This is a genomic window from Rhodococcus sp. PBTS 1 (assembly GCF_001620025.1).
Taxonomy (GTDB): Bacteria; Actinomycetota; Actinomycetes; order Mycobacteriales; family Mycobacteriaceae; genus Rhodococcoides; species Rhodococcoides kroppenstedtii.
The window spans coordinates 264,201-275,660 of record NZ_CP015219.1; the positions used below are offsets into that span (position 1 = coordinate 264,201).

Annotated in this window: 15 protein-coding genes; 14 read left to right on the forward strand and 1 reads right to left on the reverse strand. The window is 70.5% G+C overall.

Features of this window, described 5'->3' with window-relative positions:
* Nucleotides 1-4 precede the first annotated feature (4 nt).
* The 8 genes from hemB (at nucleotide 5) to A3Q40_RS01315 (ending at nucleotide 3,705) form a co-directional block, all read left to right on the forward strand.
* Complete coding sequence (gene hemB / locus A3Q40_RS01285) at nucleotides 5-985, forward strand: porphobilinogen synthase (protein WP_068099460.1); 981 nt, start codon at nucleotides 5-7, stop codon at nucleotides 983-985.
* Nucleotides 982-1,647 (forward strand): hypothetical protein, encoded by a 666-nt coding sequence (locus tag A3Q40_RS01290; protein WP_068099461.1) that lies wholly within the window; start codon nucleotides 982-984, stop codon nucleotides 1,645-1,647. The genes hemB and A3Q40_RS01290 overlap by 4 nt, the downstream gene beginning before the upstream one ends.
* 87 nt (nucleotides 1,648-1,734) lie before the next feature.
* Entirely contained in the window at nucleotides 1,735-1,869 is a 135-nt protein-coding gene (locus A3Q40_RS20975; protein ID WP_256365921.1) for a hypothetical protein, read from the forward strand.
* A gap of 108 nt (nucleotides 1,870-1,977) precedes the next feature.
* Nucleotides 1,978-2,160 (forward strand): YfhO family protein, encoded by a 183-nt coding sequence (locus tag A3Q40_RS01295; protein ID WP_139203902.1) that lies wholly within the window; start codon nucleotides 1,978-1,980, stop codon nucleotides 2,158-2,160.
* Nucleotides 2,161-2,185: 25 nt separating this feature from the next.
* Nucleotides 2,186-2,668 (forward strand): hypothetical protein, encoded by a 483-nt coding sequence (locus A3Q40_RS01300; RefSeq protein WP_157889458.1) that lies wholly within the window; start codon nucleotides 2,186-2,188, stop codon nucleotides 2,666-2,668.
* Nucleotides 2,665-3,135: a hypothetical protein gene (locus A3Q40_RS01305; protein ID WP_068104843.1), complete on the forward strand. Its 471-nt coding sequence runs from the start codon at nucleotides 2,665-2,667 to the stop codon at nucleotides 3,133-3,135. The genes A3Q40_RS01300 and A3Q40_RS01305 overlap by 4 nt, the downstream gene beginning before the upstream one ends.
* Nucleotides 3,132-3,404, forward strand: coding sequence for a hypothetical protein (locus tag A3Q40_RS01310; RefSeq protein ID WP_157889459.1), 273 nt, complete (start codon nucleotides 3,132-3,134; stop codon nucleotides 3,402-3,404). The genes A3Q40_RS01305 and A3Q40_RS01310 overlap by 4 nt, the downstream gene beginning before the upstream one ends.
* Nucleotides 3,405-3,429: 25 nt before the next feature.
* The gene (locus tag A3Q40_RS01315) at nucleotides 3,430-3,705 is read left to right on the forward strand and encodes a metal-sensitive transcriptional regulator (protein ID WP_068099465.1); all 276 of its coding nucleotides are present in this window, start codon (nucleotides 3,430-3,432) and stop codon (nucleotides 3,703-3,705) included.
* 31 nt (nucleotides 3,706-3,736) lie between these two features.
* Here A3Q40_RS01315 and A3Q40_RS01320 read toward each other — a convergent pair whose 3' ends face one another.
* Nucleotides 3,737-5,710 carry an acyl-CoA dehydrogenase family protein gene (locus A3Q40_RS01320; protein ID WP_068099466.1) on the reverse strand — a complete coding sequence of 658 codons (1,974 nt, stop codon included), beginning with the start codon at nucleotides 5,708-5,710 and terminating at the stop codon, nucleotides 3,737-3,739.
* Nucleotides 5,711-5,771: 61 nt separating this feature from the next.
* On the opposite strand from A3Q40_RS01320, the gene A3Q40_RS01325 reads away from it, so the two are divergent.
* The 6 genes from A3Q40_RS01325 (at nucleotide 5,772) to resB (ending at nucleotide 11,459) form a co-directional block, all read left to right on the forward strand.
* A complete protein-coding gene (locus A3Q40_RS01325; RefSeq protein WP_068099467.1) occupies nucleotides 5,772-6,263 on the forward strand; it encodes a GNAT family N-acetyltransferase in 492 nt (163 codons plus the stop codon).
* A gap of 56 nt (nucleotides 6,264-6,319) precedes the next feature.
* Nucleotides 6,320-7,654: a glutamate-1-semialdehyde 2,1-aminomutase gene (hemL, locus tag A3Q40_RS01330; RefSeq protein WP_068099468.1), complete on the forward strand. Its 1,335-nt coding sequence runs from the start codon at nucleotides 6,320-6,322 to the stop codon at nucleotides 7,652-7,654.
* Nucleotides 7,655-7,734: 80 nt separating this feature from the next.
* On the forward strand, nucleotides 7,735-8,352 hold the full coding sequence (locus A3Q40_RS01335; RefSeq protein WP_235606548.1) for a histidine phosphatase family protein: 618 nt from the start codon (nucleotides 7,735-7,737) through the stop codon (nucleotides 8,350-8,352).
* Nucleotides 8,349-8,963, forward strand: coding sequence for a TlpA family protein disulfide reductase (locus A3Q40_RS01340; RefSeq protein ID WP_068099470.1), 615 nt, complete (start codon nucleotides 8,349-8,351; stop codon nucleotides 8,961-8,963). The genes A3Q40_RS01335 and A3Q40_RS01340 overlap by 4 nt, the downstream gene beginning before the upstream one ends.
* An 18-nt stretch (nucleotides 8,964-8,981) precedes the next feature.
* Nucleotides 8,982-9,776, forward strand: coding sequence for a cytochrome c biogenesis CcdA family protein (locus tag A3Q40_RS01345; protein ID WP_068104844.1), 795 nt, complete (start codon nucleotides 8,982-8,984; stop codon nucleotides 9,774-9,776).
* Between the two features lie 45 nt (nucleotides 9,777-9,821).
* Complete coding sequence (gene resB, locus A3Q40_RS01350; RefSeq protein WP_068099471.1) at nucleotides 9,822-11,459, forward strand: cytochrome c biogenesis protein ResB; 1,638 nt, start codon at nucleotides 9,822-9,824, stop codon at nucleotides 11,457-11,459.
* Nucleotide 11,460: the final 1 nt, after the last annotated feature.

An 11,460-nucleotide genomic window follows, 5' to 3' on the forward strand; every position in this document is an offset into this window, starting at 1 on the left:
CCCGATGTTTCCGGTGGATCGTCCCCGTCGCCTCCGCCGCACCCCCGCGGTGCGGCGGCTCGTGGCCGAGACCTCGCTCGAGCCACGGCATCTGGTGCTGCCGATGTTCGTCGCCGACGGCATCGACGCGCCGCGCGAGATCTCGTCGATGCCCGGTGTCCACCAGCACACGCTGGACTCGCTGGCCGCGGCCGGCGAGCGGGCGGTGCGAGCGGGCGTCGGCGGCCTGATGCTCTTCGGCGTGCCGAAGCCCGAGGACAAGGACGGCGAGGGCACGCAGGCCTCCGACCCCGACGGCATCCTCAACCGCGGACTGCGGCGTCTGCGAGACGAATTCGGGGACGACACGGTCGTCATGGCGGACACCTGCCTCGACGAGTTCACCGACCACGGCCACTGCGGCGTTCTCGCCGCCGACGGCAGCGTCGACAACGACGCGACGTTGGTGCGGTACGTCGACATGGCGGTGGCGCAGGCCGAATCGGGCGCTCACATGCTGGGGCCGAGCGGAATGATGGACGGGCAGATCGGCGCGATCCGGCAGGGTCTGGACACCGCCGGGTTCGCCGACGTGAGCCAGCTGGCCTACACCGCGAAGTACGCGTCCGCGTTCTACGGACCGTTCCGCGAGGCCGTCGGGTCCACGCTCCGCGGGGATCGACGCACCTACCAGCAGGACGCCGCCAACCGCCGGGAGTCGCTCCGCGAGTTGGACCTCGACATCGCCGAGGGCGCCGACATGGTCATGGTCAAGCCCGCCATGAGCTACCTCGACGTGCTGCGCGAGGTCGCGGACGCGTCGCCGGTTCCCGTGGCGGCGTACCAGATCTCCGGTGAGTACGCGATGATCACCGCCGCCGCCGAGCGGGGCTGGATCGACCGCGAGGCCGCCATCGACGAGTCGATCCTGGGCATCCGCCGCGCGGGGGCCGACGTCGTCCTCACCTACTGGGCCACCGAGGTGGCGGAACGGCTGGCGCGATGACCGACGACCCCCGCTTCGGTCCGCCGAGCTGGCACCCGGAGAGCATGCCGCATCGGCATCCGGAGGGCGTGCCGCACCCGCATCAGGAGGGCGGCCCGCCCCGGCATCCGGAGGGCGACCCGCCCGGTGCGATGCCGCCCGTTCCCGGCGGGCCCGGTCGTCCGGCCGCCGAGGAGGCCGCGCCCGTCGACATCGAGACCGCGCGGCACCTGTGGATCGCGGTGATCGGGCTCGGTGTCGCGTCGATGCTCGTCGGGTTGTGGTCCCTCTGGTCCGACCGCGCCGCGTTCCTCGACGCGCTCATGACCGACCTCACCGCACAGGACCCGTCCCTCGCCCTGCCGCCGGAGACCGCGGACACCGTCCTCACCGTGGCCATGGGCTTCGCGCTGCTGTTCGCCGCCGCGATCACCGCGCTGGTCTGGCTGACGGTGCGGAAGATGCGGGCCGGCAAGCTGTGGGCGCGGGCGGTGCTGACCGGTATCGGCGTGGTGGTCGTGGTGACGACGCTGCCGTCCCTGTTCGGTCTCGGCGGGGTGTCCGGAACGGTCGCCGTCGTGACCACGATTCTCGGCATCCTGCAGGCCGTGGCGGCCGCGGGAGCGGTCTATCTCATGCACCGTCGCGAGTCGACGGAATTCTTCGTCCGCCGCCGCGGGTAGGCGACACGCCTGCGACGGGTGTGACACGAGTTACACCAGTGGCGTTACGCTGATTTCGGGTCGGGCCCGGTATCGGCGGAGGTAGCAATGGCGCAACTCGAGTACGGACGGGAACCCGGAGAACGGCGTCGGTGGGCCGCGGAGATCTTCGCGTTGCTCCTGCTGTCGTCCGCCGTGGTGGTGGTGATCCTCGTGGTGGCAAGCGGATTCTCGGCCGCCTGATTCCGGCCGGATCGTCCCCTGACCTGGGTCGACGCCGGTTTTGCCCCGGGCTCTGCCCGGTGTACCGTGACAGGTGTCACACGAGCGCGAGCCGGGGGAGGAACCACGTTGACCGCGAACACCGGGAGCACCGAGCGGACGAATCCCGACCGCGCGAACCTGCTGCACACCGACCGCATGCACACCGTGCCCTGTCGGAGCGGGCGCCGGGAACTGTGGCTGCTGCTGGTCATCGTGGTGACGGGCGTGCTCATGGCCGCCGTCGTGTTCCTGCCTGCCGTTCTGGGGTGAGCCGCCGTTCGGCAGGATGGTGGGCGTGACCGATCCCGCCGACGCCACCGCCGCCCCGACCGGCCGCCCCACTCTCGTGACCGTCGCGCTCGTCGCGTGGATCGTGGGAGCCGTCGCGGTGCTGCTGCTCGGCCTCCTGTCCCTCACCTTCCCGGTCACGACGCTGCGTGAGCAGATCGTCGACGGCGGCGGCGCCGCGTCCGACGCCGACGGCCTGGTGACGGTCCTGCGTACCGTCGGGGTGTTGTTCGTGGTGATCGGAGCCGCGGTCGGTTTCCTCGCCGGGCCCACATGCCGTCGCGGCGACGTGCGATTCCGCCGCGCTCTGATGGTCCTGTCCGCGCTCGCGGCGCTGTTCCTGCTCGGGTCGGTGCTCATCGGCTTCGCCGTCGTCCCGCTGCTGGCCACCGTCGGCGCGCTGACGTTCCTCGTCGCGTCCCTGCTCGTCTACCGGCCGGGCGCTGCCGCGTGGTTCGCGCCCTCCGCGGACGAGGGGACCGCGCCGTGACCGCGCCCGAGAACGCCCTGTTCGTGGAGTGGGGAGCCCGGTGGCGTGCGCTGGCCTGGGGACCGGTCTTCTGCCTCGTCGCCCTGATCGTCGAGCTGACCACGGGCCCCGTGGTGCACTGGGTCGCTCTCGCGGTCATCGCCGTCGTGCTCATGGGGTTCACGGCGATCCAGATCGTCGCCGCCCGTCGGCACGTGACCGTCGTCCTCACCCCCGACGAGCTGACGCAGGGCACCGAGAACGTCGCCGTCGCGGACATCGCGGAGGTGTTCCCCGAGCCCGACTACATCGCGAACGGCAACACCCTCGAGAAGTGGCAGAGCGCGCGGGTGCTGGGCGAGCTCAGCGGGGTGCCGCGGGGGCGGACGGCCGTGGGGTTGCGGCTGCGGGGGCAGGGCCTGGTCCAGGCGTGGGCGAAGGACGACGAGGCGCTGCGGGAGCACCTGGCCAGCGTGGTGCGGCCGTGACGCGCCGTGGAGGCAGTGCGGCCGTGCGTGCCGTGGGCGTCGTGGTCGCGTTCATCGCCGCCGTCCTGCTGTGGCAGCGCGGGGTGACCTCCACTCCCACCACGGAGACGGTCCGCCTGCCCGCCGACGCGGGTGGATCGACGACGTTCGAGTGGACCCTCACGCAGCTGTCCGGCCCGTGGGTGGCCGGCGCGGTCGTCGCCGCGGCGGTGGGCGTGCATCTGCTGCTGCGGCTGCGACGCCGCGCGTCCTCGTCACCCCGCCCCTGATACCCCCAGGGGGTACTGTGGGGGTATGAGCAGCTTCGATCAGGACGATCTCCTCAAGCGACTGCGCCGCATCGAGGGCCAGGTGGCCGGCATCTCGCGGATGGTGGCGGACGACCGCTACTGCATCGACGTCCTCACCCAGGTCTCGGCGGTGACCAAGGCTCTGCAGTCGGTGTCGCTCAAGCTTCTCGACGCCCACCTCGCGGGCTGCGTCGTGGACGCGGCCCGCGAGGGTGGGCCCGAGGCGGAGGCGAAGGTCAAGGAAGCGAGCGACGCGATCGCGCGTCTGGTCAGAAGCTGACGCCATTGCGCGTCTGGTGCGCTCCTGACGATCAGGTCCTGACGGACTCCTTCACCTCACCCGGCTCGTCGTCGGCGAGCATGGCGGCGCCGAGCAGGTTCTCCGGGATGCCGAAGCCGTCGATCAGCGTCTGCGCGTGCGGGCGCAGGGTGCGGCACCGCTCGTTGATGCCGCGGGTGATGGCCTTCGAGCGTTCGGTGGAGATGTACCGGTGCTCGATGAACCAGGCCTTGTCCGCGTCGAGCACGGACAGGGCGTAGAGGTCGCACACCTGGCCCAGGAGTTCCTTGGTGTCGTCGTCCTCGCAGTTGTCGATGCCGGCGACGAAGGCCTCGAGGATCACGCGGTCGATGTGCGCGGTGGCCGCGTGCAGGATGTGGTCCTGCACCATGTTGAACGCGTCGAACTGGCTCATCTTCTTGGACAGTCCGTTGAGCCGTCGGGCCGCGGTGGAGATGAGGTACTCCTCGCGGTCCTCGAACATCGAGATCTGGGTGCCGCGGTTGAACAGCGAGCCCTCCTCCTCGTTGTCCTGTCGGCTGTCGACGAGGGTCTGGATGATCGGCGCGGCCGCGGTGCGCTTCTTGACCACGTCGCCGACCGTCTCGGCGGCGAAGCGCATCCAGTCGGCGGCACCGAAGGACCGCACCTCGTGGGCGTACGCGGTGAGCAGTTCCTTGGCGACGAGCTGGGTCAACACCACGTTGTCGCCCTCGAACGTGGTGAATACGTCGGAATCGGCCTTGAGCGCGATGAGGCGGTTCTCGGCGAGGTAGCCGGCGCCGCCGCAGGCCTCGCGCGATTCCTGGATCGCGCGGGTGGCGTGCCAGGTGTTGGCGGCCTTGAGGCCGGCGGCGCGGCCTTCCAGTTCGCGCTGCTCGTCGGCATCGGGATCCTCGGCGCTCTGGATGTCGTGCATCTTCGACACCAGCTCGTTCTGGGCGAACTGCAGGGCGTAGGACTTCGCGATCAGCGGCAGCAGGCGCCGCTGGTGCACGAGATAGTCCATGATCGTGACTTCCTCGTCGGTGCCCGGCGCGCTGAACTGCTTGCGCTGCAACGCGTACTGCGTGGCGATGGTGAGGGCGACCCGAGCGGCGGCACCCGCCGAACCGCCGACCGTGATGCGTCCTCGGATGAGGGTGCCGAGCATCGTGAAGAACCGCCGGTTGGGGTTCTCGATCTCGGAGGAGTAGGTGCCGTCCTCGGCCACATCGGCGATCCTGTTCAGCATCGCCGTCCGCGGGATGCGGACCTGGTCGAACATGATGCGCCCGTTGTCGACTCCGGGCAGACCGCCCTTGTAGCCGATGTCGAAGGTGGTGACGCCGGGCAGGTCCTCGCCGAAGTTCTCGTCGCGGATCTGCACCACGAAGCAGTGCACGCCCTTGCTCTCCGGCTCCTCCCCGGGGCCGGCGGTGATCAGCTGCGCGAACACGGCGGCGTACTTCGCGGCCTCGGCCGCGCCGCCGATGTAGTCCTTGCGACAGGACTTGTCGGGGGTGTGGATCACGAATTCCTGCGTGTCCCGGTCGTACGTCGCGGTGGTGCCGATGGACTGGACGTCGCTGCCGTGGCCCGTCTCGGTCATCGCGAAGCAGCCGAACGTCTCGAGGTCGATCAACGGCTTGATGAACTCGTCGTGGTGACGCTGCGTCCCGAGGTTCTCGATGGCACCGCCGAACAGGCCCCACTGCACGCCCGCCTTGACCATCAGCGACAGGTCGGACATCGCGAGCATCTCGATCATGGTCACCGCGGCGCCGATGTCACCGGTGCCGCCGACCGACTTCGCGAATCCGGACTCCGCCGCACCCGCCGCGGCGAGGATGCGCAGCTGCTCGGTCGCCTTGGTGCGGGCGATCGCGGTGTTGGGCGTGTAGTGCGGCGCGAACTCGTGTCGGGAGAGCTGCTCACGCGTCTGCTCGCGCACGTCGCGCCAGCGGCCGTCGAGGGTCCTACGCAGGTGCGTTGCCAGTGTGTCGGCGGATTCGGTGGTGGTCATACTCGACGGTAACCAAAACCGGGGCGCCCGGCGAGTGACTCGGCCCACTAGCCTTCGACCGGTGCTGATTCGTGACACCGTGCGGGCCGATCTGCCCGAGATCCTGCTGGTCCACAACGCCGCCATCGCCGAGACGACGGCCATCTGGGACGAGGACGCCGTCGACCTCACCGAGCGCGAGGCGTGGCTCGCCGGACGTCGCGACGCGGGCATGGCGGTGCTCACCGCGGAGATCGACGGCCGCGTCGCCGGGTACGCCTCCTACGGGCAGTACCGCCCGAAATCGGGCTATCGGCTCACCGTGGAGAACTCGGTCTACGTCGCCGACGGCTTCCTGCGCCGGGGGGTGGCGACCGCGCTGATGGGCGAGTTGATCGCCCGCGCCCGCGCCGGCGGACTGCATGCGATGGTCGCGGGGATCGAGTCGACCAACACCACCTCGATCGCCCTGCACGAGAAGTTCGACTTCGAGGTCGTAGGGGTGATGCCGCAGGTGGGGGTCAAGTTCGGCCGGTGGCTCGATCTGACCTGGATGCAACTACTACTCGAGTGAGTAGACCGCTCGTTCGGCCGGGGGAGCACTCCGTTCCTTGTGAAACACTGGAGGACGTGAGCATTTCGAGCGGACCCGACAGCGACCAGTCCACCGCCCGATCCGCCGCACTCTTCACGCGCGCGTCCGCCGTGATCCCGGGTGGCGTCAACTCGCCCGTCCGAGCCTTCCACTCGGTCGGCGGGACCCCCCGGTTCATGGCCGAGGCCAGCGGATACACCCTCCGCGACGCCGACGGCACCGAGTACGTCGACCTCATCTCCTCCTGGGGTCCGATGATCCTCGGACACGCGCACCCCGCCGTCGTCGAGGCGGTGCAGAAGGCGGCGTCGACGGGCCTGTCGTTCGGCGCGCCGACCCTCGGCGAGATCGAGCTGGCCGAGGAGATCGTGCGGCGCGTCGACCCCGTGGACGAGGTTCGTCTGGTGAATTCGGGCACAGAGGCGACCATGAGCGCGGTCCGGTTGGCGCGGGGATTCACCGGCCGCACCAGGATCGTGAAGTTCGCCGGGTGCTACCACGGCCACGTCGACGCGTTGCTCGCCGACGCCGGATCGGGCGTCGCGACGCTCGGCCTGCCGACCACGCCGGGCGTGACCGGGGCGCAGGCCGCCGACACGATCGTCGTCCCCTACAACGACCTCGACGCCGTCGAGCGCGTCTTCGCCGAGTACCCCGGCGAGATCGCCTGCGTCATCACCGAGGCCGCCGCGGGCAACATGGGCGCCATCGCCCCGCAGCCGGGTTTCAACGAGGGGTTGAAGCGTGTGACGTCCGCCGACGGCGCGCTGTTGATCGTCGACGAGGTGATGACCGGCTTCCGCGTCAGCGCGTCGGGATGGTTCGGCGTCGACGGCGTCGCCGGTGACCTGTACACGTTCGGCAAGGTGATGAGCGGCGGGCTGCCCGCCGCCGCGTTCGGCGGGCGAGCCGACGTCATGAGTCACCTCGCGCCGGCCGGCCCGGTCTACCAGGCGGGCACGCTGTCGGGGAACCCCGTGGCCGTCGCCGCGGGCCTGACGACGCTGCGGCACGCCGACGCCGGTGTCTACGCCGCCCTCGACGCCAACGCCACGCGCCTCGGCACGATTCTCGGGGACGCGCTCACCGCGGAGGGTGTGCCGCACCGCGTGCAGTACGCCGCCAACATGGTCAGCGTCTTCTTCACCGAGGACGAGGTGACCGACTACGCGGGTGCCAAGGCCGCGCAGACCTGGCGGTTCCCGGCCTTCTTCCATGCGCTGCTCGCGCGCGGGGTGTACCCGCCGCCGAGCGCGTTCGAGGCGTGGTTCGTCTCGGCCGCCCTCGACGACCGCGCGTTCGACATCATCGCCGACGCCGCCCCGCACGCCGCGCGAGCGGCGGCCCACGCTACGGAGCCGACATCGTGACCGATTCGACCACCCCTGCCTCGTCGAGCAACGCGGTCTCGGACACCGCCGGAAGGCACCCGCACGCCGACACGCGGACCATCGTCCACGTGCTGCGACACGGCGAGGTCCACAACCCCGGCGGGATCCTCTACGGCCGTCTGCCGAACTTCCGGCTGTCGGAGAACGGGCAGGCCCAGGCCCGCAAGGTCGCGGACGCCCTCGCCGGTCACGACGTCACCCACGTCGTCGCATCGCCCCTGCAACGCGCGCAGGAGACCGCCGCGCCCCTCGCGTCGGCGTTCGGACTGGCCATCGAGACCGACGAGAACCTGATCGAGGCCGGCAACGAGTTCGAAGGACTCAAAGTGGCGGTGGGCGACGGCGCCCTGCGCCGCCCGCGGCACTGGTGGAAGCTGCGGGACCCGTTCACCCCGTCGTGGGGCGAGCCGTACCTGCAGATCGCGCACCGGATGCTGGCCGCGGTGAACGCGGCCCGCGTCGCCGCCGTCGGGCACGAGGCTGTGTGCGTGAGCCACCAGCTGCCGGTGTGGGCGCTGCGTCGCTTCCTCCAGGGCGACCGCCTGTGGCACGACCCGCGCCACCGTCAGTGCGGACTGGCCTCGCTGACGTCGCTGATCTACGAGGGCGACACCCTGGTCGACATCGTCTACTCGGAGCCGGCGGGCGGGTCCGATCCTCGGCAGACCGGCGCATGAGACCGCTCCGCGCACTCGCGCCGGTGCTCGCGGCCGCGGTGATCGCGGTGGGTGCCACCGGCTGCGCCACCGGCTCCGACGCCGTGGCGCAGGGCGGCACCTTCGAGTTCGTCTCGCCGGGCGGGCAGACCTCGATCTTCTACGACCCGCCGGCCGACCGGGGCACCGTCGGGGACCTGAAGGGTCCGGACCTCATGGAGGAGGGGAAGACCACCGCCCTCTCCGACTTCCCCGACCAGGTCGTCGTGATCAACATCTGGGGTCAGTGGTGCGGGCCGTGCCGCGGGGAGGCAGGCGACCTCGAGCAGGTCTACGAGGCCACTCGCGAGCAGGGCGTGCAGTTCCTCGGCATCAACGTCCGTGACCTGCAGAAGGACAAGGCGCAGGACTTCGTCGTCGACAACGGCGTCGGGTACCCGTCGATCTACGACCCCAGCTTTCGCAGCCTCCTCGCGCTCGGCGCGAACTACCCCACCACCGTCGTTCCCACCACGATCGTTCTCGACCGGGAGCACCGCGTTGCCGCGATCTTCCTGACGGAACTGCTCGCGAGCGACCTGCAGCCCGTCGTGGAGCGCATCGCCGCGGAACCGGCCGACGGTAGCGAGTGACACGCATGGGTGACCGACATGGGTGAGGCGTTCCAGTCCGCCGCGGCCTCGGGGCCGCTGCTGCTCGCGCTGGGGGCGTGCGTGCTCGCCGGGCTGGTCTCGTTCGCCTCGCCCTGCGTCGTCCCGCTGGTGCCGGGCTACCTGTCCTATCTCGCCGGCATCGTCGGTGCGGACGCCCCCGCGGTGACCGCCTCGGAAGCGCGGTCGACGACGACGGCGGTCCGCAGCCGCGCACGGGTGGCCGGGGCGGCGGGTCTGTTCGTCCTGGGATTCACCGTGGTGTTCGTCCTGGCCACGGCGTCGGTGTTCGGGCTGATCTCGGCGCTCGCGGTCAATCGCGAACTGCTGCAACGCATCGGCGGTGTCGTCACCATCGCCATGGGCCTGGTGTTCCTCGGCCTGATCCCCGCTCTGCAGCGGGACACGCGACTCGAGCCGCGCCGCATCGGCAGCATCGCCGGCGCACCGCTGCTCGGCGGGGTGTTCGCCTTGGGATGGACGCCCTGCCTGGGGCCGACGCTCGCCGGTGTCATCTCCCTGACCGCCGGGACCGAGGGATCCACGGCCGCGCGCGGCGTCGTGCTCATCGTGGCGTACTGCCTGGGTCTGGGATTGCCGTTCGTGATCCTCGCCTTCGGCTCCGTCAGCGCCCTGCGCGGGGTGGGGTGGCTGCGCCGCCATGCCCGCACGGTCCAGATCGTCGGCGGTGTGACGCTGGTGGCGGTCGGCGTGGCCCTGGTGACGGGCGCGTGGGACGTGTTCGTCAGCTGGATTCGCGACGGCGTCGTGACCGGCACGACCCTGCCCATCTGATCGCACCCTGCACGTTGCACACGATGAAGACAGTCGAGAAGTGAGATGAGTACAGACATCGAGTCCCGGCCGGCGGCCGAGCCGCGCCCGCCGCGGCAGTCCGTCGGCGGCCGGGCTCTGGCCGCGGTCCGCAACGCCTGGCGCGGGTTGACGTCCATGCGCACCGCGCTGGTGCTCCTGTTCCTCCTCGCGCTGGCCGCGATCCCCGGCGCACTGTTGCCGCAGCGCAGTCTCAACGCCGGCAAGGTCGACGAGTACATCGCCGACCGACCGACCCTCGGCCCGCTGATGGACCGGGTCGAACTGTTCGACGTGTTCGGCAGCTTCTGGTTCACGGCCGTCTACGTTCTGCTGTTCGTCTCCCTCGTCGGCTGCATCCTGCCGCGCTGCGTCGAGCACGCACGGGCGCTGCGCACCCCACCCGTCGCCACGCCGCGCAACCTCGCGCGTCTCCCGCACCATCGCAGGGCGGAGGTCGACGGCGCGCCCGCGGAGGTGCTCGATTCCGTCGCCGAGCGGATGCGCGGGTGGCGTACGGCGCGGCGCGAAGAATCGACGGGGGCGCTCACCCTGTCGACGGAGAAGGGGTACCTGCGCGAGGCGGGCAACCTGGTCTTCCACCTGTCGTTGGTGGGCCTGCTGGTGGCGATCGCCGCGGGCAAGCTGTTCAGCTACGAGGGCAACGTCGTCGTCATCGCCAACGACGGGCCGGGCATCTGCACCACCTCGCCCGCACAGTTCGACTCGTTCCGCGCCGGTAACCTGATCGACGGCACCGGACTCACCCCACTGTGCGTGCGGGTGAAGGACTTCCGTGCCGACTATCTCCCCAACGGGCAGGCCGAGCAGTTCACCTCGAACATCGAGTACCAGTCCGGCGCGGACCTGGTCACCGACACCTGGCGGGACGACGTCCTGCAGGTCAACCACCCGCTGCGCGTCGCCGGTGACCGCGTCTACCTGCAGGGCCACGGCTACGCCCCGACATTCACCGTGACGTTCCCGAACGGCGAGACGCGCACCGAGACCGTCCAGTGGGAGCCGACCGACGGCACCACGTTCCTGTCCTCCGGCGTCCACCGATTCGATCCACCCGGCGGGCTCTACCCCGACAGCACCGAACGACGGAAGAACCAGATCGCCATCGAGGGCCTGTTCGCCCCGACGGCGTCGTTCCACGGCACGCTGCTCTCGTCCAGCTTCCCCGCGCCGAACGACCCGGCCGTGGCCGTCGACATCTACAAGGGCGACACCGGACTCGACACCGGCAACCCGCAGTCGTTGTTCTCGCTCAGCCAGGTGCTGGTCGAGCAGGGGCGGCTGGTCAAGCAGGACCGGGTGAACCTCACGCCGGGCGAGTCGACCACCCTGGCCGACGGCACGCAGGTGCGCTTCGACGGTGCCGAGGAGTTCGTCAATCTTCAGGTCAGCCACGACCCGGCGCAGACCTGGGTGCTGGTGACGGCGCTGACCATGATGGCCGGTCTGGTGGTGTCCCTGGTGATCAAGCGTCGTCGGATCTGGGTGCGCGTCTACCCGGCGGACGATCCACGACGTACCGTAGTAGAGCTGGGCGGATTGGCACGCACCGATCAGGCCGGGTGGGGCGACGAGTTCGACCGCCTCGCCGACCGTCTGCTGAGCGCCGACTCGGCGCCCCCGCACACCGCGACGAAGGAGTAGT

Bases quoted from the DNA above. Each gene is read 5' to 3' on its own strand.
- hemB (WP_068099460.1), top strand. From the start codon at position 5: ATGTTTCCGGTGGATCGTCCCCGTCGCCTCCGCCGCACCCCCGCGGTG.
- A3Q40_RS01290 (WP_068099461.1), top strand. From the start codon at position 982: ATGACCGACGACCCCCGCTTCGGTCCGCCGAGCTGGCACCCGGAGAGC.
- A3Q40_RS20975 (WP_256365921.1), top strand. From the start codon at position 1,735: ATGGCGCAACTCGAGTACGGACGGGAACCCGGAGAACGGCGTCGGTGG.
- A3Q40_RS01315 (WP_068099465.1), top strand. From the start codon at position 3,430: ATGAGCAGCTTCGATCAGGACGATCTCCTCAAGCGACTGCGCCGCATC.
- A3Q40_RS01320 (WP_068099466.1), bottom strand. From the start codon at position 5,710: ATGACCACCACCGAATCCGCCGACACACTGGCAACGCACCTGCGTAGG.
- A3Q40_RS01340 (WP_068099470.1), top strand. From the start codon at position 8,349: ATGAGACCGCTCCGCGCACTCGCGCCGGTGCTCGCGGCCGCGGTGATC.
- A3Q40_RS01345 (WP_068104844.1), top strand. From the start codon at position 8,982: ATGGGTGAGGCGTTCCAGTCCGCCGCGGCCTCGGGGCCGCTGCTGCTC.
- resB (WP_068099471.1), top strand. From the start codon at position 9,822: ATGAGTACAGACATCGAGTCCCGGCCGGCGGCCGAGCCGCGCCCGCCG.